The 25623-nt window shown below is 72.1% G+C and carries 17 protein-coding genes; 7 read left to right on the top strand and 10 right to left on the bottom strand.

Annotated features, from left to right (window positions below):
• Positions 1-128: 128 nt before the first annotated feature.
• The gene (locus tag ABZV34_RS14230) at positions 129-1022 is read left to right on the top strand and encodes a DUF4429 domain-containing protein (protein ID WP_356274926.1); all 894 of its coding nucleotides are present in this window, start codon (positions 129-131) and stop codon (positions 1020-1022) included.
• Here ABZV34_RS14230 and ABZV34_RS14225 read toward each other — a convergent pair.
• Positions 1015-1809 carry a class II aldolase/adducin family protein gene (locus tag ABZV34_RS14225; protein WP_153289062.1) on the bottom strand — a complete coding sequence of 265 codons (795 nt, stop codon included), beginning with the start codon at positions 1807-1809 and terminating at the stop codon, positions 1015-1017. The genes ABZV34_RS14230 and ABZV34_RS14225 overlap by 8 nt on opposite strands.
• A 356-nt stretch (positions 1810-2165) precedes the next feature.
• Between ABZV34_RS14225 and ABZV34_RS14220 the strand changes: the two genes are divergently transcribed.
• Positions 2166-2642 carry a pyridoxamine 5'-phosphate oxidase family protein gene (locus tag ABZV34_RS14220; protein ID WP_356274925.1) on the top strand — a complete coding sequence of 159 codons (477 nt, stop codon included), beginning with the start codon at positions 2166-2168 and terminating at the stop codon, positions 2640-2642.
• A gap of 9 nt (positions 2643-2651) precedes the next feature.
• On the opposite strand, the gene guaA is transcribed toward ABZV34_RS14220, so the two are convergent.
• Positions 2652-4232 carry a glutamine-hydrolyzing GMP synthase gene (gene guaA, locus ABZV34_RS14215; protein WP_356274923.1) on the bottom strand — a complete coding sequence of 527 codons (1581 nt, stop codon included), beginning with the start codon at positions 4230-4232 and terminating at the stop codon, positions 2652-2654.
• Between the two features lie 448 nt (positions 4233-4680).
• Here guaA and ABZV34_RS14210 point away from each other — a divergent pair, with 448 nt between their 5' ends.
• Entirely contained in the window at positions 4681-4974 is a 294-nt protein-coding gene (locus ABZV34_RS14210) for a chorismate mutase (protein WP_356274920.1), read from the top strand.
• Between the two features lie 701 nt (positions 4975-5675).
• Here the strand turns inward: ABZV34_RS14210 and ABZV34_RS14205 are convergent.
• A complete protein-coding gene (locus ABZV34_RS14205; RefSeq protein ID WP_356274917.1) occupies positions 5676-6860 on the bottom strand; it encodes a hypothetical protein in 1185 nt (394 codons plus the stop codon).
• A gap of 214 nt (positions 6861-7074) precedes the next feature.
• On the opposite strand from ABZV34_RS14205, the gene ABZV34_RS14200 reads away from it, so the two are divergent.
• On the top strand, positions 7075-8094 hold the full coding sequence (locus ABZV34_RS14200; protein ID WP_356274914.1) for an LPXTG cell wall anchor domain-containing protein: 1020 nt from the start codon (positions 7075-7077) through the stop codon (positions 8092-8094).
• Positions 8095-8343: 249 nt separating this feature from the next.
• Here ABZV34_RS14200 and ABZV34_RS14195 read toward each other — a convergent pair whose 3' ends face one another.
• Together ABZV34_RS14195 and ABZV34_RS14190 are read right to left on the bottom strand one after the other, a co-directional pair.
• Positions 8344-10089 (bottom strand): GMC family oxidoreductase, encoded by a 1746-nt coding sequence (locus ABZV34_RS14195; protein ID WP_356275233.1) that lies wholly within the window; start codon positions 10087-10089, stop codon positions 8344-8346.
• Between the two features lie 155 nt (positions 10090-10244).
• Positions 10245-11882 carry a succinic semialdehyde dehydrogenase gene (locus ABZV34_RS14190; RefSeq protein WP_356274911.1) on the bottom strand — a complete coding sequence of 546 codons (1638 nt, stop codon included), beginning with the start codon at positions 11880-11882 and terminating at the stop codon, positions 10245-10247.
• Between the two features lie 155 nt (positions 11883-12037).
• Here ABZV34_RS14190 and ABZV34_RS14185 point away from each other — a divergent pair, with 155 nt between their 5' ends.
• A complete protein-coding gene (locus tag ABZV34_RS14185) occupies positions 12038-12259 on the top strand; it encodes a hypothetical protein (protein ID WP_356274908.1) in 222 nt (73 codons plus the stop codon).
• A 60-nt stretch (positions 12260-12319) separates the two neighbouring features.
• On the opposite strand, the gene ABZV34_RS14180 is transcribed toward ABZV34_RS14185, so the two are convergent.
• The 4 genes from ABZV34_RS14180 to ABZV34_RS14165 all read right to left on the bottom strand — a co-directional run bounded on the left by ABZV34_RS14180 (position 12320) and on the right by ABZV34_RS14165 (position 21486).
• A complete protein-coding gene (locus ABZV34_RS14180; protein WP_356274905.1) occupies positions 12320-13996 on the bottom strand; it encodes a protein kinase in 1677 nt (558 codons plus the stop codon).
• Positions 13997-14256: 260 nt separating this feature from the next.
• The gene (locus tag ABZV34_RS14175) at positions 14257-15867 is read right to left on the bottom strand and encodes a protein kinase (protein ID WP_356275230.1); all 1611 of its coding nucleotides are present in this window, start codon (positions 15865-15867) and stop codon (positions 14257-14259) included.
• 167 nt (positions 15868-16034) lie between these two features.
• Positions 16035-18992: a protein kinase gene (locus ABZV34_RS14170; protein WP_356274902.1), complete on the bottom strand. Its 2958-nt coding sequence runs from the start codon at positions 18990-18992 to the stop codon at positions 16035-16037.
• A 205-nt stretch (positions 18993-19197) separates the two neighbouring features.
• A complete protein-coding gene (locus ABZV34_RS14165) occupies positions 19198-21486 on the bottom strand; it encodes a serine/threonine-protein kinase (RefSeq protein WP_356275227.1) in 2289 nt (762 codons plus the stop codon).
• Between the two features lie 600 nt (positions 21487-22086).
• Between ABZV34_RS14165 and ABZV34_RS14160 the strand changes: the two genes are divergently transcribed.
• Positions 22087-22350, top strand: coding sequence for a hypothetical protein (locus ABZV34_RS14160; protein ID WP_356274899.1), 264 nt, complete (start codon positions 22087-22089; stop codon positions 22348-22350).
• Positions 22351-22419: 69 nt separating this feature from the next.
• Here ABZV34_RS14160 and ABZV34_RS14155 read toward each other — a convergent pair whose 3' ends face one another.
• The gene (locus ABZV34_RS14155; RefSeq protein ID WP_168529734.1) at positions 22420-24126 is read right to left on the bottom strand and encodes a glycerol-3-phosphate dehydrogenase/oxidase; all 1707 of its coding nucleotides are present in this window, start codon (positions 24124-24126) and stop codon (positions 22420-22422) included.
• Between the two features lie 261 nt (positions 24127-24387).
• Between ABZV34_RS14155 and ABZV34_RS14150 the strand changes: the two genes are divergently transcribed.
• A complete protein-coding gene (locus ABZV34_RS14150) occupies positions 24388-25596 on the top strand; it encodes a nucleotide sugar dehydrogenase (RefSeq protein ID WP_356274896.1) in 1209 nt (402 codons plus the stop codon).
• The last annotated feature ends 27 nt before the right edge of the window (positions 25597-25623 follow it).

Below are 25623 nucleotides of genomic sequence, written 5' to 3'. Positions count from 1 at the left end.
AACTGCCTTACAACTGCCCCGCGATGACAGCGAATTGTGCCGTACGCAACAGCGCCCGCGTCCGGCAGGTCTGGTCAGCGCGGGTGAAGTGCCGGACTCCGTGTTGACCCGGCTGCGAGAATTCCCCCATGGCCGAGATCATCCAGCGCGACGGGACCTGGGCCTTCGACGGCAGCACGGTCAGGATCACGCCGGGGCTGCACCGTTCCGTGCCCCTGTTCCGGCAGACGTACGGGGAGATCACGGTTCCCCTGGAAGCGGTGTCCGGCATCGTCCACGAACCGGAACGCAAGCGCGGCCGGCTGCGCCTGAGGCTGCGCGAAGGAGCCGATCCGCTGCTCCAGGCGACCGGGGGACGGCTTCCGGACGCCGCCGATCCGTACCGGCTGACGGTCGACGTCGACCGCTCCGGGGTCGCCGAGTACGTCGCCGAGGAGATCCGCCGCGCGCTGCTCCTGGACCAGGTCCCCAACGAACCGGCGAAGAGCTATCTGCTCGCGGGGCCGCCGGTGCCCGTCTCCGTGCGGTCCAGTGACGGCACGGTCTCCTTCGACGGCGCGCAGGTGCGCATCGACTGGGCGGACACCTCCGACCGGGTCAAGCGCGCGACGGGCCCGCGGATCATCGCCGTCGGCGACCTGGTGCAGGTCGAATGGCTGCCCAACTCCGGCTACGAGGACGGGTTCCTGCGCTTCGTCACGCGCGAGACCGCGTTCTCCAAACTGCCGCCCGAAAAGGACCCGTTCGCGCTCGACCTGTGGGGCAGCGCGCGCCGTGACCTGCTCACGGCACTCGTCGCCGCCGCGGTGACGGCCCGTCTGCCGCATCCGTCGGTCCGGGCCGGCGAGTTCACCGACCGGCCCCCGCAGCCGCCCGCAGCCGCGCGGGCACCGGCCCGGGCCGACCATCACGACGTACTCCTGCGCCGGCTGCGTGAGCTGGGCGAGCTGCACCGGGACGGGGTGCTCACGGACGAGGAGTTCGCGGCGACGAAGGCGGCGGTCCTGAAGGGATTCAGCTGAGGAGATCCGGCTCGCTCCTGCTGATGTCCTGCCACAGGGGCTGGTAGTTGATCCACGCCACCAGGTCGCCCCCGAGCTGCTCCCGGGTCGCGACCGCCTGTTTGTGGTCGATGAGGACCGGGCGTCCCGCGGCCTGCGCGGTGAGCTGGACCTGGCTGGAGCGTTCCATCGACAGGAACCACCAGGCCGCCGCGTCCACCGAGTCGCCGACGGTGAGCAGTCCGTGGTTGCGCAGCACCAGGGCCTTGCGGGTGCCGAGCGCGCCCGCGATCCGGCGGCCCTCCTCGGTGTCCACGGCGACACCGCTGTAGGTGTCGTAGAGCGCGTGGTCCTCGTAGAAGGCACAACTCTCCTGGCTGATCGGGTCGAGGAGGTCGCCGAGGGCGGAGAGCGCGCGGCCGTGCACCGAGTGGCAGTGGGCGACGGCGACGACGTCGGGGCGGGCGGCGTGGACCTGGGCGTGCACGGTGAACGCCGCCTGGTTCACGTGGTAGCGGCCCTCGACCACCTGCCCGTCCTGGTTGGCCATGACCAGGTCGCTCACGGTGACGTGCTTGAAGGGCATCCCGAAGGGGTTCACCCAGAAGCAGTCGCTGTACTCCGGGTCGCGCGCGGTGATGTGGCCGGAGACCCCGTCCTCGAATCCGAGCCGCCCGAAGATCCGCAGCGCTCCGGCCAGCCGCTCCTTGCGGTGGCGTCGCTCGTCGTCCGGCGAGTCGTACATCGGCGGCATGGCGAACTGGAGCTGGTCGGTCGGTAGGGGCAGGGGCGGCGTGGGCCCTTGCATATGTCCTCCAGCACTGGCGTGTCCGATACGGACCGGAAGTTACCTCCGGGCGCCGTAGGAGAACAGGGCCGTTCGGTGAAGAGAGTGCGCAACCGTTACGCGGGAGTGTCATGGGGGAGCCGCGCTGCCGGTTCGTGGACCACCGTACGGCCGGTTCGTGGACAGCCGTGCGGCCGGTTCGTGGACAGCCGTGCGACGGTCGATCCATGGACAGCCGTGCGGCCGGTTCGTGAGGGTGCCGGCAGGTGCTTGTTGCCCTTCACGAACGCGACGGTGGAACCGCCCCGGTCACCGGACGCGGAGAAGCTCCCCCATACTCGACAGAAGATGTCGGGTATCGGCGCGACACTCCTCGCATGAGTCGTACGAACTGGGCCGCCTTCACCGCCTCCGCACCCGAACTCGCCGGACCGGCCGAGGAGCGGTTCGGAGCGTTCACCCACCATGTCCTCGCGACCCTCCGCAGGGACGGCGCACCCCGCACCAGCGGCATCGAGGCGCGTTTCCTGCTCGGCGAGCTGTGGCTCGGCATGATGCCGGACTCGCTCAAGGCACTCGACCTGCGCCGCGACCCGCGCTTCGCGCTCCAGGCCAACCCGGGGCCGGGCACCGCCATGGGCGGGGGCGACGTACGGATCAGCGGCCGGGCGGTGGAGGTCACCGACGGCGACGCGAAACGGGCGTACGTGAAAGAGGTGGAACCGCCGGAGCCGTTCCACCTCTTCCGCACCGAGCTGACGGAGGTCGTACGGACCTTCGTCGAGGACGACAGGTATCTGGTCGTCCAGGTCTGGAAGCCCGGAGAGCCGGTGCGGACTCTCCAACGGACCTGACGGGAGGGGCTACTCCCACTCGATCGTGCCCGGGGGCTTGCTCGTCACGTCGAGGACGACGCGGTTGACGTCGGCGACCTCGTTCGTGATCCGGGTCGAGATCTTGGCGAGGACGTCGTACGGCAGTCGCGACCAGTCGGCCGTCATCGCGTCCTCGCTCGACACCGGGCGGAGCACGATCGGGTGGCCGTACGTACGGCCGTCGCCCTGGACGCCCACGCTGCGGACGTCGGCGAGCAGGACCACCGGGCACTGCCAGATCTCGCGGTCGAGGCCGGCCGCCGTCAGCTCCTCGCGGGCGATGGCGTCGGCCTCGCGCAGCAGGTCGAGGCGGTCCTTGGTGACCTCGCCGACGATACGGATGCCGAGGCCGGGACCCGGGAAGGGCTGGCGCTGGACGATCTCGTCCGGCAGGCCGAGCTCCTGGCCGACCATCCGGACCTCGTCCTTGAACAGCTGGCGCAGCGGCTCGACGAGCTCGAACTCGAGGTCCTCGGGGAGGCCGCCCACGTTGTGGTGGGACTTGATGTTGGCGGTGCCGGTGCCGCCGCCGGACTCGACCACGTCCGGGTAGAGGGTGCCCTGCACCAGGAAGGCGACGTCCTCGCCCTCCGCGGCCTCGGCGATGATGTCCGCCTGGGCCTGCTCGAAGACCCGGATGAACTCCCGGCCGATGATCTTCCGCTTCTCCTCGGGGTCCGAGACACCCTTGAGCGCGTCGAGGAACCGCTCCTGCGCGTCCACGACCTTCAGCTGCACGCCGGTCGCGGCCACGAAGTCCTTCTCGACCTGCTCCGTCTCGCCCTTGCGCATCAGACCGTGGTCGACGTACACGCAGGTCAGCTGGGAGCCGATGGCCTTCTGGACGAGGGCCGCGGCGACGGCGGAGTCCACACCGCCGGACAGACCGCAGATGGCGCGCTTGGTGCCGACCTGCTCGCGGATGAGGGCGACCTGCTCCTCGATGACGTTGCCGGTCGTCCAGTCCGGCTCGAGGCCGGCGCCGCGGTACAGGAAGTGCTCCAGCACCTGCTGGCCGTGCGTGGAGTGCATGACCTCGGGGTGGTACTGGACGCCGTACAGCTTCTTCTCGTCGTTCTCGAAGGCCGCGACCGGGACGACGTCCGTGGAGGCCGTCACCGTGAAGCCCTCGGGGGCGGCGCTGCACGCGTCGCCGTGCGACATCCACACCGGCTGCTCGTCCGGGGTGCCCTCGAACAGGGTGGAGCCCGACTTCGAGACATGCAGGGGCGTACGGCCGTACTCGCGGGCGCCCGTGTTGTCGACGGTGCCGCCGAGGGCCGTCGCCATCAGCTGGAAGCCGTAGCACATGCCGAAGACCGGGACGCCGGCCTCGAAGAGCTCGCGGTCGAGGCGGGGGGCGTTCTCGGCGTACACCGACGAGGGGCCCCCGGAGAGGATGATCGCCGCCGGGTTCTTGGCGAGCATCTCCTGGACCGGCATGGTGCTCGGCACGATCTCGCTGTAGACCCGGGCCTCGCGGACGCGACGGGCGATGAGCTGGGCGTACTGCGCACCGAAGTCGACGACCAGGACGGTGTCGGGGGCGGCGGGGGACGCTTCTGGCACGTTTTGCCTTCCGGCGGTGAGCAGGGGGTGTGGGGTATCGAGTCTACCGGGGGTGTGCGTGGGGGAGCCGTCCCGCCTCTTCTCCGCCCTCGCCGCCGCCCCTGCCCTCCCCCGAGCCGGCCGCCAAGGGGCCGCGCCCCCTGGACCCATCGCCCGAAGGGCTCGGGTGGGTCATGCCCGCAAGGGGCGCGGGGAACTGCGGGACGCCTGTCTCAGTATCCGAACCCGCTTGGCCCGTGCCGGACGCGCGGGCATACTGGTCCCATGCTCACGCATCACACGTTCGCGTTTACCTATGGCAACCGGCCCGCCGGCTGCCATGGTCGTGCTGCTTGAGCAACTGACAAGCGACTCCCCAGGCGCCCCGGGCCGACAAGGCCCGGGGCGTCTGCCGTTTCCGGGCCCGTCGCTCCGGGGCACCCCTTCCACCGAACAGAAGGAGCCCACCATGGCCGACGCGGCCGACGTACTCGACAAGACCGGCGCCCGTACCGACGACGCCGCCGGCGTGATCACCGACGCCCGTGACCGCGTCGACGCCCTCGACGACCGGATCATCGGCCTCGTCCAGGAACGCATGGCCGTCTCGGCGGTGATCCAGAAGGCCCGGATCGAGTCCGGTGGCCGGCGCGTGAACCTCTCCCGCGAGATGGAGGTCCTCGGCCACTACCGGGACGCGCTGGGGAAGCCGGGCACGTCGCTGGCGATGACCCTGCTGGAGCTGTGCCGCGGCCGGATCTGAGTCCCGCGCGACGGTCGCGTCCCGCACGCCCTGTTCCCACGCACCCCGTCACGCCGCGTCCGCACGTACGCACGCCGTCTCACCCGTACGGCGCGTGACCGGGGCGCGGCGGGCCTCGTTGGTCCCGGTGTCCGTGCCAGCCAGGGGCGGCCCCGAAACAACCACGCGTGGCTCCGCTGGGGCGCTGAGACGTACGGATCGTGCCGTGCGTCGTGGGACCTCGCCCCAGAGGTGTGACCGGACGGCAGGGGACAGCGGCCCGGTCACTCAAGAGAACGGCCGGCTCCGGGGACGCCCGGGGCCGGCCGGCGCGATCGTCCGGCCGGGCGGCGCAGCAAGGTCACTTCGACGGACCCCACCCGAAGAGGTTCCTCACCCCCCACACGTCCCAGGGTCCCGGCTCATGCCCCGGTCCCGGCTCATGCCCCGGTCCCGGCTCATGCCTCAATCCCGGCTCCGGCTCATGCGCCGGTCCCGGCTCCGGCTCATGCGCCGGTCCCGGCTCCGGTCACATGAGCCATTTGAGCCATATGTCCATGGACCCGTGGACGAACGACCTCGCTCCATGACCCGCGGCGCACCCCCTCCGGCGCCGCGCCCCAGGCACCGGCGCCGCTCTGACGCCGGTGCCGACGCAGAAGGGCTCCGCGGCTTCCGTCCCGCGGGGCCCTTCGCATGTGCGTACGGGTGTGCCCGCGGAGTCAGGTCCTGGAGACCGATCCGCAGGAAACACCGTCGGAGTGAGAAAGCACCCGGCTCCGGTCGTACGGATCGACCGCCGGTCCGCTGGGCGTCGCGCCCGTCGGAGCGACCGAGTCGAACTGCGGGTGCAGGAAGCCGTCGTAGACGAAACAGGCGGAGTTGGCGAGGTCCTCGTCGTACGCGAGGAGCGCCAGCTTGCCCGGGGTGACCTGGTACTTCCTCGGATCGGAGACCTCGATGTCGAGGATGCGGCGCACGATGGTGCGGGCCACCTCGGTCGACTTCTGGTCCGCCTGGGCCAGCGGGTAGACGAAGGTGTAGTCGGCGTGGATGACGACGGACGCGCGGGTGCCGGCCTTGAACGTCATATGGCCGCGGGTCTTGACCACGTCCCCGACGAGCCGTACCTCGTGCGGGTCGAACCGGCTGAAGAGCCAGAGCGGATCGTGTTTCACGTCCGGCTTGCGCAGCCAGCCGTTCACGTCGTCGAGCATCCTCGGCTGCTTGGGGTCGAGAAGGGCGAGCGCGCTCGTCGGGCGGCCGCCGAGCAACGTCTTCCGGTCGATGTTGGCGCCGACGAGCAGCGCCTTGGTCTGCCGCAGCGCGCGGGCGACCTGCTCCTCGGTGAGCGGGCCGACCGGTTTCGCGTCCGGCACGAGGATGCCGGCCGCGCCGTCGGCGTACCGCTCGGCGGGCGATCCGGCGAACGGCCGCTCGAGGGTGGGGGTGCCGGGCGCGGCCTGCGAGGGTGCGGCGGTCGGGGCCGCGGTCTCGGCGGGGAGTTCGCGGGCGGCCTCCGTGGCGCCGGACGACGCGCTGCCGGAGGACGTTTTGAAGGGATCGCCCGGCAGCAGCGACGGCCGTACGGCCACCAGCGCCACGGCCGCCGCGAGGGGAACGCCGATGACCGCCCACAGCCGCCGGCGGCGGGTCGTACGGCCCTCCGCCTTGCGCATCTCCTGCCAGGCGGGCCCGGTCCGCCACCCCTCCGGTTCGACGCCCCGGGCCTCTTGTTCCCGCAACCTTTCGGTCACCATGCGAGCGCGGGCCGACGGCTCCTTCGGGGCCGAGGCCCGGATGTCCCGCTCGGAATCGCGGATGAACCGCTCCCACACCTCGTCGGGAACGGAGGAACCCTCCGGCCGCTCGGGCTCACCTGCCCTTTCGGGCTGCTTCTCAGACACGAGGGTCAGTTCTAAGTGGATAGAACGGGTGTCCACAAGTCGTATCCGTATGTGACCCAGGACACATAAGAATTCTGTGAAGGACCGCACAACCGTTCACAGGGTCCACGGGTCACACCTGGTGAATCAACGGCCACACCCGCGCCCCACACGCGGAGGCCTCACCCATACGCGTACCGCGGCGTCGCGGTGCACCGGACTTTCCGAGGTCTTCATGAAGCTTCGCCGTGCCATGGCCGTCGCGGCCGCGACGGCAGCCATAGCTCCACTGGCGCTGCTTTCGGCGCCGGCCGCGTTCGCGTCGGACGACAGCACCTCCCCGAGCGCGACGGTGTCCGAGTCCACGAGCGAGTCGGCGTCCGCGTCGCCGAGCGACTCCGCTCCCGCGCCGAGCGCCTCCGGGTCCGCGAGCGAGTCCGCTCCGGCTCCGAGCACCAGCGCGAGCGCGAGCGCCACCGCCACCACGTCCGGCAAGCCGAGCGCGTCGGCCACTCCGTCGCAGTCCGCCGAGCCGTCGGCGTGGCCGACGGCGGAGTGCCCCGTCGACGACGACGGTGTGGACGCCGACTCCCAGCTGTCGCTGGCCGTCTCCGGACTGCCGGGCAAGATCGTCGCGGGCAGCGGCTGGCACAACTTCACGCTCTCCGCCGCCAACCACAGCGACCAGGAGCTCGGTCAGGTCCAGTGGCTCGCCACGGTCGACAACTACTCGGACAGCGACGACGAGAACGACTGGCTGAGCACGTACGCCCAGCTCGAGTACTTCAACCCCACGAGCAAGTCGTGGGAGTCCATCGCGGACGAGGTCGGCAGCGGCGTCTACTTCGGTGAGACCACGCTGGGCGGCAAGCAGACGGTCGCCATCAAGCTGCGTGTCAACATCAGCGCGAAGGCCCCGGCCGGCGACGGCTACGCCCTCGGCCTGGGCGGTTACGTGGACCAGGAGAAGGACTGTGTCCACAGCTCCTTCGCGTTCTACGAGCTCACCGTCCTCGCGGCCGGCAGCAGCAACGACGACCCGGGCGAGGCCAAGCCGGGCAAGGGCGACAAGCCGTCCGGTGGCACGAAGCCGCAGGGTGGCGCCGACGAGATCCCGGCCACCGGCAGCCTCGCCTCGACCGGTTCCTCGTCCGCCCTGCCGACGATCGCCCTCGTGGGCGGCATCGCCGTCGTCGCGGGTGCCGGTGCGGTGTTCACGGTGCGTCGTCGCAAGTCGGGTGGCGCGGCCGCGTAAGGCGGTACGCCTGGGACGGACCACGTAGGCGGCACACCTCGTAGCAGGAGGGGCCGTACACGTACGGGAATCCGGTACGGGAACCCTGTACGGGAATCCGGTACCGGAGCTCGTGGAAGTGCAAGAAGAGGGACCTGAGCTCGGAGGGGGGCACAGGTCCCTCTTCGCGTTCCCGGGCAGGCCGGCGCCTTCCCGCGCCCGCCCGCCTCTCGCCGCGCCCTCCCGTGGCCGGTGGGGACCGGCTCCGTCCTACTTCTTCCGCGGCACCGTCGGCATCCCCAGGAACGGCAGCCTCAGCGCGCCGAAGGCGTCCCCGGGGACGGCGGGCCGAAGAGGCTCGACCGGCTTCAGCCGTTCGTACGCGGCTCCCTGCGCCGGACGCGGGTCCGTCTCCCCCTTGTTGGGCCAGTACGACATCGCGCGCTCGGCCTGGGCCGTGATGGTGAGCGACGGATTGACACCCAGGTTCGCGGAGACGGCGGCGCCGTCGACCACCGAGATCCCCGGGTGGCCGTACAGCCGGTGGTACGGGTCGATCACGCCGTCGTCGGCACTCGCGCCGATCGGGCAGCCGCCCAGGAAGTGCGCGGTGAGCGGGGTGCCCATCAGCTCGCCCACGTTACTGCCGGCGAAGCCGTTGATCTCGGCGGCGATGGTGGAGGCGGCCTGCGAAGCCGCCCTGATCTGCTTGGGGTTGGGAGCCCCGTGCCCCTGACGGGCCGTCAACAGGCCCTTGCCCGCGCCCTTCGGCTTCAGATAGGTGGTCAGCGAGTTGTCGAGCGACTGCATCACCAGACCGATGATGGTCCGCTCCGACCAGTGCCGGTTGGAGAGCGAACGGGCCACCAGCAGCGGGTGCCGCGCGGCGTTGGCCAGCCAGCCCAGAGCCCTCGACGAGCCCTCCGCGTACGGGACCTGGAGGATGGAGAGGCTGCCCATCGAGTTCGATCCCCGGCCGTAGCGGACCGGTTCGATGTGCGTGTTCTCGTCGGGGTGGATCGAGGACGTGATGGCGACGCCCCGGGTGAAGTCGACCTTCGGCTCACCGGTGGCCCTGCGGTACCGGCGGTTGTCCGTCTGCGCGCCCACCAGCGCCTCCGAGTTGGTGCGGGTCAGCTCACCCAGCCTCGGCGAGAGGCGGGGCAGCTGGCCGCCCGCCTTCATCCGGTGCAGCAGGGTCTGCGTGCCGTACGTACCGGCGGCGATCACGATCCGGCGCGCCGTGAACATCCGGCCCGCGTCCTTGCGTTTCCCGTCCGTGGGCAGGGTGGCGACGGCGTACCCGCCGCGCGAGTCGTCGGTGACGGACACGACGGTCGTCATCGGGTGCACGACCGCGCCCGCCTTCTCGGCCAGGTAGAGGTAGTTCTCGTTGAGGGTGTTCTTCGCGCCGTGCCGGCAGCCGGTCATGCACTCACCGCACTCGGTGCATGCCTTGCGGCCGGGTCCGGCACCACCGAAGTAGGGGTCCGCGACCTCACCGCCGGGGGCGGCCTCGGCCGTGCCGTCCGCGTCCTTCCCGTCCCCGAAGAAGACGCCGACCGGCGCCATGTGGAAGGTGTCGCCGACGCCCATCCGCTGCGCGGCGGCCTTGAGGTGGACGTCGGACGGGGTCATCGTCGGGTTGAGCCGTACCCCCAGCATGCGCCGGGCCTGGTCGTAGTACGGCTCCAACTCCCCCTGCCAGTCGGTGATGTCCTTCCACTGCGGGTCGTCGAAGAAGGCCTTCGGCGGTACGTAGAGGGTGTTGGCGTAGTTGAGCGAGCCACCGCCGACGCCCGCGCCGGCCAGCACCATGACGTTGCCCAGCAGATGGATGCGCTGGATGCCGTACATGCCGAGCCGCGGGGCCCAGAGGTAGTTCCTGATGTCCCAGGAGTTCTTCGGCAACGTGTCGCGGGTGAAGCGGCGGCCGGCCTCCAGCACTCCGACGCGATAGCCCTTCTCCGTCAGGCGCAGGGCCGTGACGGAACCGCCGAAGCCGGAACCGACCACGAGGACGTCGTAGTCGTACGCCGAGTCATGCGTGGAGTCGTATGCGGAGTCGTCGTGCTGTTCCTGGACGGAGTTCTCCTGTGACACGTGCTGCTCTCCTCGTCGAGAACGGGTGCGGACGTGCGAAGACGCCTCAGCCAGTGCCTGCCGCGGCACTAGCGAAGCCGCAGCGCCTTCATGACCTTCAGGCTCCGGCTCATGAACGCCGCGTACTTCTCGTCGTCCATCCCGAGCGACGGCGCCATCGGCAGGAGCCGCTGCTGGGCGACGGTCTGCGCCTCGGTGTACTTGAGGATGCCCTCGGAGCCGTGGCGCCGGCCGAGCCCCGAGTCCTTCATGCCGCCCATGGGCGACTGGACGCTGCCATAGGCGGGCGCGTAGCCCTCGTTGACGTTCACGGTGCCGGTGCGCAGCCGGGCCGCGACCGCGCGTCCGCGCCGCCCGTCCTTCGTCCAGACCGAGGAGTTGAGGCCGTAGGCGGTGGAGTTGGCGAGTTCGACGACCTCGTCCTCCGTCCTGAAGCGGTACAGGGAGACCACCGGTCCGAAGGTCTCCTCGTTGCAGACGGCCATGGGCGCCTCGACGCCGTCGAGGATGGTGGGCTCGTAGAAGTACGGGCCGATGTCGGGACGGGCGACGCCTCCGGCGAGGACCCTCGCTCCCTTCGCGACCGCTTCCTCGACGTGCCGGGTCACGGTCTCCAGTTGCCGCTCCCCCACCAGCGAGCCCATGTCGGCCCCGTAGGCGAGGGACGTGCCGAGCCGCATGGCCCTGGTACGGGCGGCGAAACGCTCCGCGAACGCGTCGGCGACGGACTCGTGGACGTACAGCCGCTCGATGGAGATGCAGAGTTGGCCGGCGGAGGAGAAGCAGGCGCGGACGGCGCCCGCGGCGGCCTTGTCGATGTCGGCGTCCTCCAGGACCACCATGGCGTTCTTGCCGCCGAGTTCGAGGGAGACGCCGACGAGACGGGCCGCGGCGCCCTGGGCGACCTCACGGCCCGTGCGGGTCGACCCGGTGAAGGAGACGTAGTCGGCGTGCTTGACGACCTCGGGCCCGACGACCGGACCGTCCCCGATGACCACCTGGAAGACCTCGGCGGGCAGCCCGGCCTCGATCAGCAGGTCGCGTGCCCAGAGCGCGGTGAGGCAGGTCTCGGTGTCGGGCTTCATGACGACCGCGTTGCCCGCGACGAACGCGGGGAGCGCGTCGCCGACGGAGAGTTCGAGCGGGTAGTTCCAGGGCGCGATCTGACCGACGACGCCCCGCGGGTGGCGCAGCTCGGTGACCTTGGTGAGGGTGGGCATCGCGCCGGCGTGCCGCTTGGGACGGAGGTACGCCGGGGCCCTGCGGCCGTAGTGGCGCGCGGCCACGACGACGGCCTGCACCTCCTCGTGCGCGTGCAGCCTGGCCTTGCCCGTCTCCAGCTGGATGAGGTCCAGCACTTCGGCCTGCCGAGCGAGCACCAGGTCGTGGAAACGCAGCAGGACGGCGGCGCGCTGCCGCACCGGGGTGGCGCCCCAGACCGCCTGCGCCGTGCGGGCCCGCTCGAAGGCCGTGGCGACGTCCTCGGGGGTGGACTCGGGCAGGTCGGCCAGCTTCCCGCCGGTGAACGGGGTGTGGTTGGCCGTCCGTCCGGAGCCGACGACACCCTTCGTGAGCTGCGCGACCAGCTCGGGCGTGACCACGTCGGCAGCGGTGCGGGCGCCCGCGGGGGCGGGGGCGAGGGGGTTGGTGCCGGTCTTTTCCGGCTGGTCCGTACCGATGATTTCCGGGGCCTGCGAGTCCGTCATGAAGCGCAGGGTATGACGGCACGAGGGCTTTGGGTACCCGTTGGTAACACGCTTTCACCGGGCGCACACACCACGCCAGTGAGTACTGGCAGCGAATGCGCTGATCAGGGCGTTGTTCGGGGGCACACCCGCTTCACCCTCGTCGCCGAGTACGGGTGCCGGTCACACGGCTCCCGGCCCGTGAGTGGACCGGCCGGCTCCGCCTCGGCCCGTGGTCGTTGCCGCTGCCCGCCCTTCCCAGGAAGTCGGTACCGGCCAAGTGGCGCCGTCGGGGGCTGCCTTGGTACGCGAAGCCGGTACCCGGCGCGGCGGGCTTCGCGCTGCAGGTGGCGAAGACGAACCTGGCCAAAGCCGTCGTGGAGCGGCTGAAGCCGTGACCGGCGGCGGCCCCGCCGCCACGAAGACGGCGGGACGGCCGTCGGACTCCTACGCGTGGTTCACGAGGCGGTGAAGGTGTCCACCGCCACGTCGAAGTACTCCTTCGCCGTCGTCCCCTTGCCGACCGGCGCCGAGACCCACACGTCGTACATCCGGCCGCGCTCCTCCCAGCAGAGGTCGTACGTGTGCCGCGGCCCCTCCTCCTTGGTGAAGCCCTCCCAGCTGAACTCCCACAGCGCGGCGGACCGTCCGGCGTGCGTGGTCGCGGTGACCGTGCCGTCGCGGTAACCGGGGTTCGTGGACGGCCCGTCGGCGTCCGCGCTCCGCATCACCACGAGCGGGCCGCCCACCACGGGATCCGACACCTTGATGCCGATCCGGAAGGTCTGTCCCGGCGACATGTAGAAGATCCGCTCTCCCTGCGGATCACGGGTGAAGCCGTCGGGAACGGCGAGCGCGTACCCGTCCGGATCGTGCACGGTCCGGTAACCGGCCGGCGCGGTGCGGTCGGCGGGACTCGATGTCCGCTCCCGGGTGACGGTGACCGTGGGGTGCGCAGTCGCCGGGGACGCCTGGCCGCTCACGGACGCCGACACGCTCGCCGAGGCCCCCGGCGCGGGACTCGCCGACGTGGACGGCGTACGGCCCCCGCTGCCCCCGCCGCTCCCGTTCCGGCCGTCGTGGATGAGCAGTGCGGCCGCCGATACCCCCGCACCCGCCATCGCGACGACCAGCGCGGCGACGAGCAGACCCCGCGGGAAGCGCTTCGCGACGCGCTCCGGCAGGGCGGTGGCGGCCGTCCCGGCGGCGGGCACCGGGGGCCCGGCGTCCGGCGGCACGGGCCTGCGCTTCGGTACGTCGCGCTGCGTGGGCGAGTACCCGGGCGGCGCGGGCCGCGGTGTGCGGCCGGTCTGCCGGAACGCCCGCAGCAGCCGCTCCGCCTCCACCGCGTCGAGCCGCCGGTCCGGATCGCGCTCCAGCAGCCCCCGTACGACGGGGAGCAGGGGCGCGGCCTGGGCCGGCGGCCTGATCTCGTCCATGACGACCGCGTGCAGGATGCCGCCCAGGGAATCGCGGCGGAACGGCGACTCGCCGCTCAGCACCGTGCACAGCAGCGCGCCGAGCGACCAGAGATCGGACTCGGGGCCGGTCCGGGCGCCGGACATCCGCTCGGGCGCGGTGTACTCGGGCGAGCCCACGAAGGAGCCGCTCTCGGTGAGCGTCGTCGCCCCCGCGACCTGGGCGATGCCGAAGTCGGTGAGGACGACCCGGTCGGTGCCCGCCTCCATCAGGACGTTCGCGGGCTTGAGGTCACGGTGCAGGATCCCCGCGTCGTGCGCGCGGCGCAGCGCGCCGAGGAGATCGATGCCGATCCGGGCGGCCTCGCGCGCGTCGACCGGGCCGTCGGCGGAGATCCGCTCGGCGAGCGAGCCGCCGTCGATCAGCTCCATGACGATGTACGGGCGGTCGGCCTCCTCCACCACGTCGTGCACGACGATGATGTGCGGGTGGTGAAGCCGGGCGACCGCGCGGGCCTCGCGCCGCGTGCGATCGCGTTGCTGCAGGGCCTCGTCCGCGGAGAGCGAGTCGTCGAGAGCGAGTTCCTTCACCGCGACCTGACGGCCGAGCAGTTGGTCGGTGGCCCGCCAGACGACACCCATGCCGCCCCGCCCGATCCTGGCCTCCAGCCGGTAACGGCCGGCGATCACGCGGACGTTCTCCCCCTCGGTCCCCATACGCCCCATCATGCCGCACCGGACGGACACTCTCCGTGGCGGCGACCGGCCAAGTGTGCCGCCGCCACGGGACGGCCGGTGGCACACTCCAGGGAACTCAGGTCCCGGCGCGCACCGTGCCGGCCGGAATCGACGAGGCCACCGCGAGGCAACGGCGCCTCAACGCCCCCTGCCGGGGTCGGGATCAGCGAGTCCACCGCCCACGCCCGTACCCGCGCGGTCATCCACACGGCGGAACCTTCTGTTCCGCCAGGGATCAGTCACTTCTCCTGGAAGCCCCGCAGGATCGAGTCGAACTGCTCCTTGGTGGTGGCCCAGTCGTCGGCCGGCGAGGCCGCGTAGAGGGCGTACTCGGTCCCGTCGTTGTTCATGTACCCGACATCGATCGCATGGTAGGGCCCCGGGAAGTAGTGCGGCGCGTCCTTGGCCAGGGCGTCCCACGTGTACTCCCAGCGGACATCCGGCAGATCGCGGAAGAGCTCCTTCTTGAGGCTCAGCTGCTCGTAGTTCAGCAGCCGGCGCGAGACCACATGCTCCAGGGCACTCATGTGGTCGTACGAGGTGCTGAAGTCCGGCGCGGTGTCGACGGCGATCCGCACGAGATGCTTGCCCTTGTCGGGCGAGTAGTCGACCTGCCGGAGGCCGTCCTTGTCGATGGAGACGGACCGCTGCCACCCCTTGGGCAGGGAGACGCTGAAGCCCACCGGGTCCTTGCGCCGCTCCCAACCGGCGGGAACCGTCCCCTGGCCGCCCTTGTCGCTCGGCTTGGCACTGGTGCTCGGAGTCGACGGTGCGGAGGCCGAGCCGCCGTGCTTGCCCGTGCGGAACTGCTGCAGCGCGACCGCGGCACCCCCGCCGACGATCACCGCGAGGGCGACGACCAGAGCGAACGTACGCAGGCGGTGCCGCTTCGGGGGCGCGGGCACGGGCCCGATCGTCGCCGGCGGATACGGCGTGACGGCGGCCGTCTGCGCGCGGATACCGGCGCCGGTCCCCGTCCGCGTGGTGTCGTACCCCGCCTGCTCCGTCGGCGCATACGACCGCGTCGCACTCGGCAGTCGTCCCGCCGCCGCCTCGGCGAGCATCTGCTCGGCCTCTTCCGCGCCGGGCCGCTCGGCCGGATCCTTGCGCAGCAGCGCGGCGAGGACGGGCCCCAGCGCACCCGCGTTGACCGGGTCGGCGGGTTCGTCCTCGACGACGGCCTGCATGGTGCTGATGGGCGAGGTGCGGCGGAACGGCGACCTGCCCTCCACCGCCGTGTACAGCGTGGCGCCGAGCGCCCACAGGTCGGAGGACGGGCCGGGGTCCTGGCCGCGCACCCGCTCGGGCGCGAGATAGTCGACCGAGCCGACGATCTCGCCCGTGCGCGTGATGGTCGTGTCGCCCTCGACCTGCGCGATCCCGAAGTCCGTGAGCAGCACCCGCCGGTCCGCGGAGAGCAGCACGTTGCCGGGCTTCACGTCGCGGTGCAGCACCCCCGCCGCGTGTGCGGCCCGCAGGGCACGCAGCACCCACAGCCCGATCCGCGCCACCTCGGCCGGTTCGATCCGCCCCTGCTCATTGACCGCGTCGGCCAGCGAGTTGCCCTCGACCAGCTCCATGACGATCCATGGCCGGTTGTCGTGGTCCAGCACGTCGTGCACGGTGACCACGGCCGAGTGGTTGATCCGGGCCGCGGCCCGCGCCTCCGCGTGGGTACGGGCCAGGAGCACCACCCGGTCGCTCTCCGTGACGTACAGTGCGGCCGTCAGCTCCTTGACCGCGACCGCGCGGTGCAACACCTCGTCGTGCGCGCGCCACACGCGGCCCATGCCACCGCTGCCGATGGATTCGACAAGTCGGTAGCGGCCCGCGAGGAGCAGCCCCTGCATTTGATTCACGTTTCCCCGCAATGGTCTTGACAGGGTCAGACTAAAGAGCGGTCACCCCACAGGGAACCGGCGGGGGCGTACGGAGACCGCACTGTGACGGTTCTCCCTTCCGGGTACGGAAGGGAACCATTCCGCGTTCAGCGCCGCGAGGACGTCAGGCGGCCTGCTCAGCCGGTGACTTGGTACGTCGCCGACGCCTGTTCGTACAGCCGGGTCACCTCGTCCATCTCGGCCTCCGGGCCGCGCACCTGCACGAGGTGATAGTGCCCGCCGGTGACGATCACGAGATTGCGGACGTAGAGCTCCTGTCCCGCGGAGTTCTGCCAGGTGAACTGCCCCTCGGCCATGGTCCGCCCGCCGACGTCGATCCGCCGCATCCCGCTGGACGTCGCCCAGGTCGAGTCGCGGAACGGCTGCAACTCGGCTTCCCGCTCCCGCTGGTACGTCAGCGGATCACTTCCGTAGGTCGCGGTGCTGTCCCGGCCGGGTACGACGATGAGCTCGAAGTCGCCGTGGGAGTACACCACCTGGCCGCGCCCGTTCCTCGGCGAGCGGTCCCAGCCGTCGGCCACCGCGACCTGGAAGCCCGCGGAGTCCTTGCGGAGTGTGAAGCCCGCCGCGACACCCGGCGTGCTGCTCTGGGAGGTCGGTGAACTGGCCTTGCCCGAGGGGTCCTTGTCACCGCCGGGAGAGGTCTGGTCGGGGCGCGGCTGGCTGCTGGCGCCGCCGTCGGCGCCGGTACCCGAGGACTTGTCCGGTGCGGGGCTGAGCTGTCCCCCCGAGCCGGCCGGACGGCCGTCGGCACCGTTCGACCGGTCGTTCTTCGGCATGAAGACCATCGCGTACGCGACCGCCGCCACCAGCAGAAGCAGGACCAGGAGGACCAGGTTCCGCCCGAGCCTTCGGGGCCTGTCCTGCCCGGCTCGGCTTGCCGGGCGGTCGCTCCTGGCCCGTTTGTGACGGGCGTGCGGGCTGGTCGCGGGCAGTCCGGCGCGGCGCCGGCGGACGAGTTCGCCCCTCCTGCGCACGATCGGGAGCCGGCTGGGGTCGACCGGGGGCGCCGCGACGACGTACGCGCCCGCCTCGGGCTCGGGCGCGGACCGTACCAGCGAGCGCAGCCAGCCGCGCAGCTCCTCGAAGTCGAGACGCTCCGTGGGGTCCTGACGCAGCAGCGACTCCACGACGGGCCGCAGGGGGCCGCACTCCTCCGCGAACGCGGGCGGCTCGGCGCACACCAGTTGCACCAGTTCGGCCGTGTTCTCCTCCGGGTAGGGCGCGTGGCCCTGTACGGCGCGGAAGAGGAGGGCACCCAGGGCCCACAGGTCGGTCGCGGGACCGATCGGCGCCGCCAGCTGCCAGTTCTCGTGCACCGGGCCGGCCTGCTCGGGCGCCCAGCGCTCGGTCACCGGGCCGACGACCGCCATCCGCGCCTGCCGGGCCCGCTCCGCGGCGAGTGCCGTGGCGGGTCCGCGGCGCGGCGGCGTACCGGCGACGAGCTCGTCCCAGCGGCCGTTCGGAGGCACGGGAACCGCGGACTGCCGCGGTCCCGGTCCGGTCACCAGGGCCGGTACGCCGCCGGGACGTTCCGGCGCGCCGGGGCCGTGTCCGGCGCCGCCGCCCGGGAGCGCCGGACGCGCCTGGCCGCCGCCCTGACCGAGGGCTTGCCCGGTGGGGTTCGCGAGGGACTGACCGGTGTCGTGGCCGTAACCCCGGGTGGCCCCGGGATCGACGCCCTGGCCGAAACCCTGACCGGTGTCGTGACCGGGGCCTGGGGCGGTGCCCTGGCCGGGGCCCACGGTGCCGGGGCGGGGCTGGGCGCCGTGCCAGGCCCTGGTGTGTGCCACGCCGTACGGGTCGGCGATCTGACCGGGGGGCGGAGTCTCCGGCCGCTGTTCCACGACGTGTCCGGTCGCCTGGGCGGGCGGCGCGGAGGGGTCGGCCGGCGGGGCCGGGCGGGGCGCGGGCAGTGCGGCGGGGGCGCCCCGCTGCTGTTCGTGCACGCGGGCGGCGGCGCGCGCTCCGGCGCGGTACGCGGCGATGGCTCCGGCCCGCGCCGCCCGGGCGTCGCCCCCGGCGTCGAGTGCCCTGCGGGCCAGGGCCGCGCTGCCCGCGGCGGGCGGTTCCTCCGCGGGCGTACCGTTCTCGGCGCGTGCCTCGATCGCGGCCCGCCGCGCGGCCTCGGCATCGATCCCCTGCGCACCGGCGACCACGGCGCCGAACGTGCCCCCGGGACTCGTGGCCCCCGGAGCTCCGGCCCCGCTCACGCCACGCGAGGCGCCCGCGCCTGGGTGCGTGCCGGGGTGCGTGCCGGGCGAACCCGTGTTCCACGCCGGCCCGGTGCTCCCGGCGCCCTCACCTCCGGGAGCCCTCGTCCCTCGGGGAACCGGCGGGACCTGCGCCACCTGCGACACCCGGGGCGTCCGCGCCCCGCCCGGACCCGAGGCTCCCGGCGCTCCGGGCACCCCCGGCCCTCCGGGTACGCCCTCCGCGCCCGCCGGACCTTCGAAGTCCCGTACCGGTACGGGGTCGTACCCGCACAGCGCCTCCTCCGCGGCCCCGGCCGCCAGCCCGGTCAGCATCACCCGGCCGTCGTCGCAGACGAGCACCGTGCGCGCGGTGATGTTGCGGTGCACCCAGCCGTGCGCGTGCAGGACCCGCAGCGCGGTGAGGACGTCGGCGGCGACCTCGGCGGCGCGGTAGGGACTCAGCGGTTTCTCGGCGAGCAGCGCGGCCAGCGGCCTCGCGGGCACCAGTTCACTCACTATCCACAGCGAGCCGCCTTCGGCGAACACGTCGAAGACCTGGTCGAGCCGGGGATGGTCGGGAATCTGGGCGGCGGCCTGCGCGGCCTCGATCGCCCGCCGCACCGCGGGTTCGGCCGGCCGGCGCGTGGTGCGCGCGGAGGCGCGGCGCACCCCGCCGTCCCGCGCCACGAACCCCTCGGGCAATCCGTCCGCGTCGAGCATCTCGGCCTCGACGACCTCCGGCAACGGCACCTGCCGGACCAGGACTTCCTGCCCGCTGTAGGTGTCGAACGCGCGGCTCTCGGCGAACTCGTACTCGTCGGACGGCGGCAGCGGGAGGCGATAGCGGTCGGCCAGTACCCGACCCGCGTACTCGTCCACGATGCCTCCCCCGGCCGCCCGGTGGTCAATTCCGTTCGCCTTGCGCCCCGTTACGGCTTGGTACGGTCCGCAACCACTCACGATACGTGCCGGAGGCAACCCGCAATGTGAGGATGCGAGATGTCACCAGCCCGTGACCGAGCCCTACATCAGACACCCGGGGCGAACCGGCCCGAACCTCACGACTCGGGCCCGGACCCGCGTCTCACGACTTCGGCTGGAACGTCTTCGTCAGCGTCTCCCAGGTGTCCTTGCGCAGATCGCTGTCCCAGGCGGAGGCCTTCGCCGTGTACATCAACCCATACCCCTGATGGCCGTTGACAACGAATCCGCGGTCGATCGTCCGGTACGTCGTCCCGCCGTCCTGGTAGGTGAACTCCCAGTCGGCGGTGTTCCAGCCGCGGTAGTCCACCTTCTCTATGCGGATCTTCTCGTACTGCGGGCGCACCATGCCCCGCTCCTGGTTCTGCCAGTCCGCCACGGGGTCGTTCTTGGGCGTCGAGGTCCAGCCGATGAGCAGCTTCTGCCCGTCGGGGCCGGTGAAACGGGCGCCCGCGGCGTCCGAGGTCCTGTACTTCCACCCCTTGGGCAGGCCGATCGAGAACCCCTGGCTTCCGTTGTACTTCGACTCCACCGTGGAACCCCCGGAGCCGGTCTCCTTGCCGCCGCCGCCCGAGCCGCTGTCGTCGCCCGAGCCGCTCCCGTCACCCGAGGCACCCGTGCTGGGCGTGGCGCCCGAAACGCCTCCCCCGTCCGGCGCGGAGGAGTCGTCCTTCTTGTCGCCGTTGCCGGTGTGGGCACCCTTGTCCGCGCCCTTGCCGCCGCCGCCGGCGTTCGCCCCACTGGACGCGGCCGACTTGGTGTCGTCGCTCTTGCCGCCCTTCGCGCCGCTGTCGCCACCGCCGCCGAGGGTCAGGGCCAGCACGGTCCCGATCACGACGAGCGCCAGGACCACCGCGATGACGACCAGGGTCCGCCGCGGCACCACATCGGTGAGCGGCGCCCTCGGCGCGGGCCGCGGCGGTCGCTCGGGGGCCACCGGCCATCCCGAACCCTGGGAACCCCCGGAGCCCGAGCCGCCCGCGGTCCCGCTCGCACCGGTCGAAGCCGTCGAGCCGGCCGCGCCCACCACACGGGTCGAATCCGCCGAACCGGCCGTGTCCTTCGCGCCCGGCCCACCGACCGGTCCGGAACTCAGCCCCACCGTCGCGCCGTCGCGGGCGCCCGGCTTGCGGGAGACGTCCGCCGCGCCGGTGCGCGGGCCCGGCGTGACCGCGCCCGAGCCGGCCGCCCCGGCCTTCCCGGCCGCGGGCTTCGACGGGGTCGCGCCCGCCGGAGCGGGCGGAGCCGTCGGCCTGGGAACCGTCGGCGTCTGCGCAGCCGCACCCTCGGTGGCCGCCGCGCCCGTGCCCGCCGTACCGGTGGACTTGGCGCGCGCCGTCGCCGCAGCGGTGGCGGCGCCGGCCGCCGAGGCGGCCTTGCGCACGGAACGCAGCGCGCCGCGGAACCGCTCGCCGGACTCCTCGCCCCGCTTGGCGCCGGAGCCACCCGAACTCCCCTTGCGGGAGTCCTCGTCCGGCAGCGGCGGCAACGCCACGACCTTCGTCGCGTCCGCCGGCTCCGGCACGGCCACCCCGGGCTCGGGGGCGCGGACCACCTCGCTGAGCATCGCCCGCGCACGTTCGTTGTCGAGCCGTTGTTCGGGGTCCTTGGCGAGCAGCCCGTAGATCACGGTCTCCAGCGGGCCCGCGTTCTTCGGCTGTTCCACCGGCTCGGTCATGACCGCGGTGAGCGTCGCGATCGCGGAGCCCCTGTCGTACGGCGGGACGCCCTCGACCGACGCGTACAGCAGGCCGCCCAGCGACCACAGGTCGGCCGCGGGGCCCGGCTTGTGACCGCGCGCCCGCTCGGGGGAGATGTAGGAGGGCGCGCCCACGAGCATGCCGGTCGAGGTGATCGACGGATCGCCCTCCACCTGGGCGATGCCGAAGTCGGTCAGCACGACCCGGCCGTCGTCGGAGATCAGCACGTTCGACGGCTTCACGTCGCGGTGCAGGATGCCCTCGCGGTGCGCCGACCGCAGTACGTCGAGTATCGCGAGCCCCACCTCGGCGGCGCGCTTCGGTGTGAGGACGCCGTCCTCACGGATGACCTCGGCCAGGGACTTGCCCTCGACGAGTTCCATCACGATCCACGGCCTGTTGTCCTCGTCGACCACGTCGAAGACCGTCACCGCGCCGTTGTTGCGAATGCGCGCGATCGCCTTGGCCTCACGCAGCGTGCGTGTGATCAGCCGCCGCTTCTCGTCCTCGTCGATGCTCGACGGGAACCTCAGCTCCTTGACGGCGACCGTGCGGCCCAGCGTTTCGTCCTGGGCCCGCCAGACCGTGCCCATGCCGCCGCGGCCGAGAACATCCCCCAGCCGGTACCGCCCGGCGAGGAGACGTTCGCTCTTGTCCTGACGGGATGCTCCCGCCCGCTCCGCGTCCGACATGCGTCCCCTCATGCAACCCGCCCTGACAGAGCCTTCATTGTCCCTCACCCGACAAGCGCTCAGCGCCCAGGGTGCCCCTCGGAAGGGGTCCGCCCGGTGCCGGGGCCCTACCGTCCCGCATGATGGACGGCGGGACGGAAGGACTGCCGCTGCCGCCGCGCCGGACACCTCGGACACTCCTGGTCATACCACTGCCCCTGACGCTCGTGGTACTGGCCTCGGCCGGACCGTTCGGCCTGAACTCGTCCCTCTCCCCGTCCTTCATCTCCCTGTTTCCGGCGGGCTCCGGCGCCTCCGCGTCACCCCGTCCGGCGGGGAGGCGGACATTCCGCCCGCCCACGCCGACGGTCCCTCGTCGCCCGCCCCTCCGAAGCCGAAGGCCTCGCGAGCCCACGGGACTTCGACGCCGACACCTCGCACCCCCTCGTACCCCTTGCCCCCGGCCCCGTCGCGCCGACCGACTCACCGGCCTCTGTCTCCCGGACCACCCGGACCCCCCGTGCCGCCCTCGCCCGTCTCGTCACCCGGGGCGGCGCCCCGGCCACGGCCCTGCCGTCCTCCGAACCGGGCCCATGTCCAGAGGCCCATGCCGTACACGCCGTGCGCGGTGCGGGTGTTGAACGTCTCGCGCGGCTGGTGGGGCGGGCGCGGCTCGCCGCGAAGGAGGGACCCCACCCCCTGAAACCGGCGTGCGGCATCACGGTGTGGGGGCACGACGGCTGTGCGTCCGACACCCAGGTGCGCACCGCGGCCGATGCCGATGACCGTCCTATCCCCACCTCCCGCGTGAACACGGACAAGATCGCCGATCCCGGTCTCGAACCCGCCCTGCTCTCAGCCGAGTTCCACACCCGCACCCACTAGAACGGACAGGACCCGAACAGAGATCCCGGATCACCGCACCCGTTCGAGTGATGTGCCGGAATCCCCAGGTCAGAGGGGCACGATGTCCGGGGCCCCGAGCCGCGCCGCGTCGGCCGTCAGATCGTCCGGCTGCCGCTGGGACTCCCGCTCGGCCTCGACCCGCTTCTCGTAGTGCTCCACCTCGCGCTCGATCTGGTCCTTGTCCCAGCCGAGGACCGGCGCCATCAGCTCGGCGGCCTCACGGGCACTGCGCGTACCTCGGTCGAAGGTCTCGATCGAGATGCGGGTCCGCCGGGTCAGCACATCGTCCAGGTGCCGGGCGCCCTCGTGGGAGGCCGCGTAGACGATCTCGGCCTTGAGATAGTCCTCGGCGGCCGGCAGCGGCTCGGCCAGCGCGGGGTCGGCGGCGATGAGGTCGAGAACCTCCTCCGCCATCGCGCCGTAGCGGTTCAACAGGTGCTCCACGCGGACCACATGGAGCCCGGTGCGCTGCGCTATGCGCGCCCGCGCGTTCCACAGAGCCCGGTATCCCTCGGCGCCGAGCAGCGGGGTGTCCTCGGTGACGCACTCGGCGACGCGCTGGTCGAGTCCGTGCACCGCCTCGTCGACCGCGTCCTTGGCCATCACCCGGTAGGTCGTGTACTTGCCGCCCGCCACGACCACGAGGCCCGGCACCGGATGGGCCACGGTGTGCTCGCGCGACAGCTTGCTGGTGGCGTCCGACTCGCCGGCGAGCAGCGGCCGCAGTCCCGCGTACACCCCCTGGACGTCGTCACGGGTCAGCGGTACCGAGAGCACCGAGTTCACGTGCTCCAGCAGATAGTCGATGTCCGCGCTGGACGCCGCGGGGTGGGCCTTGTCGAGGTCCCAGTCGGTGTCCGTGGTGCCGATGATCCAGTGCCGCCCCCAGGGGATGACGAAGAGGACGGACTTCTCGGTGCGCAGGATCAGACCGGTCGAGGAGTTGATCCGGTCCTTCGGTACGACCAGGTGGATGCCCTTGGAGGCGCGTACGTGGAACTGGCCCCTCTCGCCGACCATGGCCTGGGTGTCGTCGGTCCACACCCCCGTGGCGTTGACGACCTGCTTGGCGTGGATCTCGTACTCCCCGCCGCCCTCGACGTCCTGCACCCGGGCGCCGACCACGCGCTCGCCCTCGCGCAGGAAGCCGGTCACGCGGGCGCGGTTGGCGACCTTCGCCCCGTACGCCGCCGCCGTGCGCACCAGGGTCGCCACATAGCGGGCGTCGTCCATCTGGGCGTCGTAGTACTGCAGCGCGCCCACCAGCGCGTCCTTCTTCAACGCGGGGGCGACGCGCAGGGCTTTGCCACGGGAGAGATGCCGGTGGGTGGGCAGTCCGCGTCCGTGGCCGCTCGTCATCGACATGGCGTCGTAGAGGGCGACGCCCGATCCCGCGTACAGCCGCTCCCAGCCCTTGTGCTGGAGGGGATAGAGGAAGGGCACGGGCTTCACCAGGTGCGGTGCGAGCCGCTCCAGGAGGAGCCCGCGCTCCTTCAGGGCCTCGCGCACCAGAGCGAAGTCGAGCATCTCCAGATAGCGCAGACCGCCGTGGATCAGCTTGCTGGACCTGCTCGACGTGCCCGACGCCCAGTCACGGGCCTCGACCAGGCCGGTGGACAGGCCGCGGGTCACGGCGTCGAGCGCGGTGCCCGCACCGACCACACCCGCACCCACGACCAGCACATCCAGCTCGCGCTCGGCCATTCCCGCCAGGGACTCGACACGCTCCGCCGGCCCCAGTTTCGCTGTCCTCACCGCTGCCTCCCGCTGTCTGTCGTGCTGGCCGCACCCGTCCGGCGACGCCCGGCTCACCTGCCCCCTGCCCAAAGTCTGACCGTCTTGCCCTTCTTCGGCCACCACGCGCCCTCAGCCTGTGGACAACACTCGCGGAAACTCGCCCGATCAATCCCGCAAATCGGTCATATTTACTCCTAGTCTGACATTGCGCTCGTCCATCCTGTCCACAGGACTTGCGCACCTGTCCCGCTTCGGTTACTGGGAAGGACGGCCCACGCCATGCCCGCAGATCTCGCCGTCATCGGACTCGGTCATCTCGGCCTGCCCCTGGCCCAGGCCGCCGTCGCCGCCGGCGTCTCCACGCTCGGCTACAAGACCGGGCCGGAAAGCGGCCCGCTCACCCCCGCCGAACTGCGCCGGATGCTCTCGGGGGGCTTCCGGCCGACCACCGACCCGGTCGAACTCGGCCGGGTCCGCACCGCCGTCCTCTGCGCCCCGACCCCACCGGGCCCGGACGGCGCGCACGACCTGGCCCAGGTGGCCTCCGCCGCCCGCACCCTGGCCGCGCACCTGCGCCCGCACACCACGGTGATCCTGGAGTCGCCGGTGCACCCCGGAACCACGGACGACTTCCTGCGCCCCCTCCTCGAAGAGGGCTCCGGACTGCGCGCGGGGCGCGATTTCCATCTCGCGTACTCGCCCAGCCGGGTCGACCCCGGCAACCGAGACTTCACCCCGGCCAACACCCCCAAGATCATCGGGGGCCTCACCCCCGCCTGCACCGAGTCGGCCGCCGCCTTCTACGGCCGCCTCACGGACAAGGTCGTCCGCGCGCGGGGGCCCCGCGAGGCGGAGACCGTGCAGCTCCTGGAGACCAACTACCGGCACGTGAACATCGCCCTGGTCAACGAGATGGCCGTGCTCTGCCACGACCTGGGCGTCGACCTGTGGGACGTCATCCGCTGCGCCGAGACCAAGCCGTTCGGCTTCCAGGCGTTCCGGCCGGGCCCCGGTGTCGGCGGCCACGGCATCCCCCAGGACCTGGCCGGCCGCGCGCCCCGCTCCCTGCGCATGGTCGAACTGGCCCAGCAGGTCAACAACCACATGCCGCAGTACGTCATCCGGCGCGCCGCGGCCCTCCTCAACGAGCACGGGAAGTCGGCCCGCGCCGCACGCGTGCTCCTGCTCGGCGTCACCTACAAGGCCGACCTCGCCGACCAACAGGGCACGCCCGCCCACGAGATCGCCCTGCGTCTGATGGAACTCGGCGCGTCCGTCAGCTACCACGACCCGCTCGTCCCCGCCTGGAACGTCCTCGGTCACCCCGTCCCACGCGCCGACTCCCTCTACGAGGCCGCCGCCGACGCCGACCTCACGATCCTGCTCCAGCCGCACCGGACGTACGACCTCCAGGGCCTGTCCGTGAAGGCCCAGCTCCTCCTGGACACCCGCGGGGCGACTCCCACGGGGGCGGCGCACCGGCTCTGACCTCTCCGAAATCCCCTGACCCGATGT

The organism is Streptomyces sp. NPDC005195 (genome assembly GCF_040608315.1).
Lineage (GTDB): Bacteria > Actinomycetota > Actinomycetes > Streptomycetales > Streptomycetaceae > Streptomyces > Streptomyces kaempferi.
Note: the sequence above shows the minus strand (reverse complement) of the source record. Positions and strands in the feature narration are given on the sequence as shown.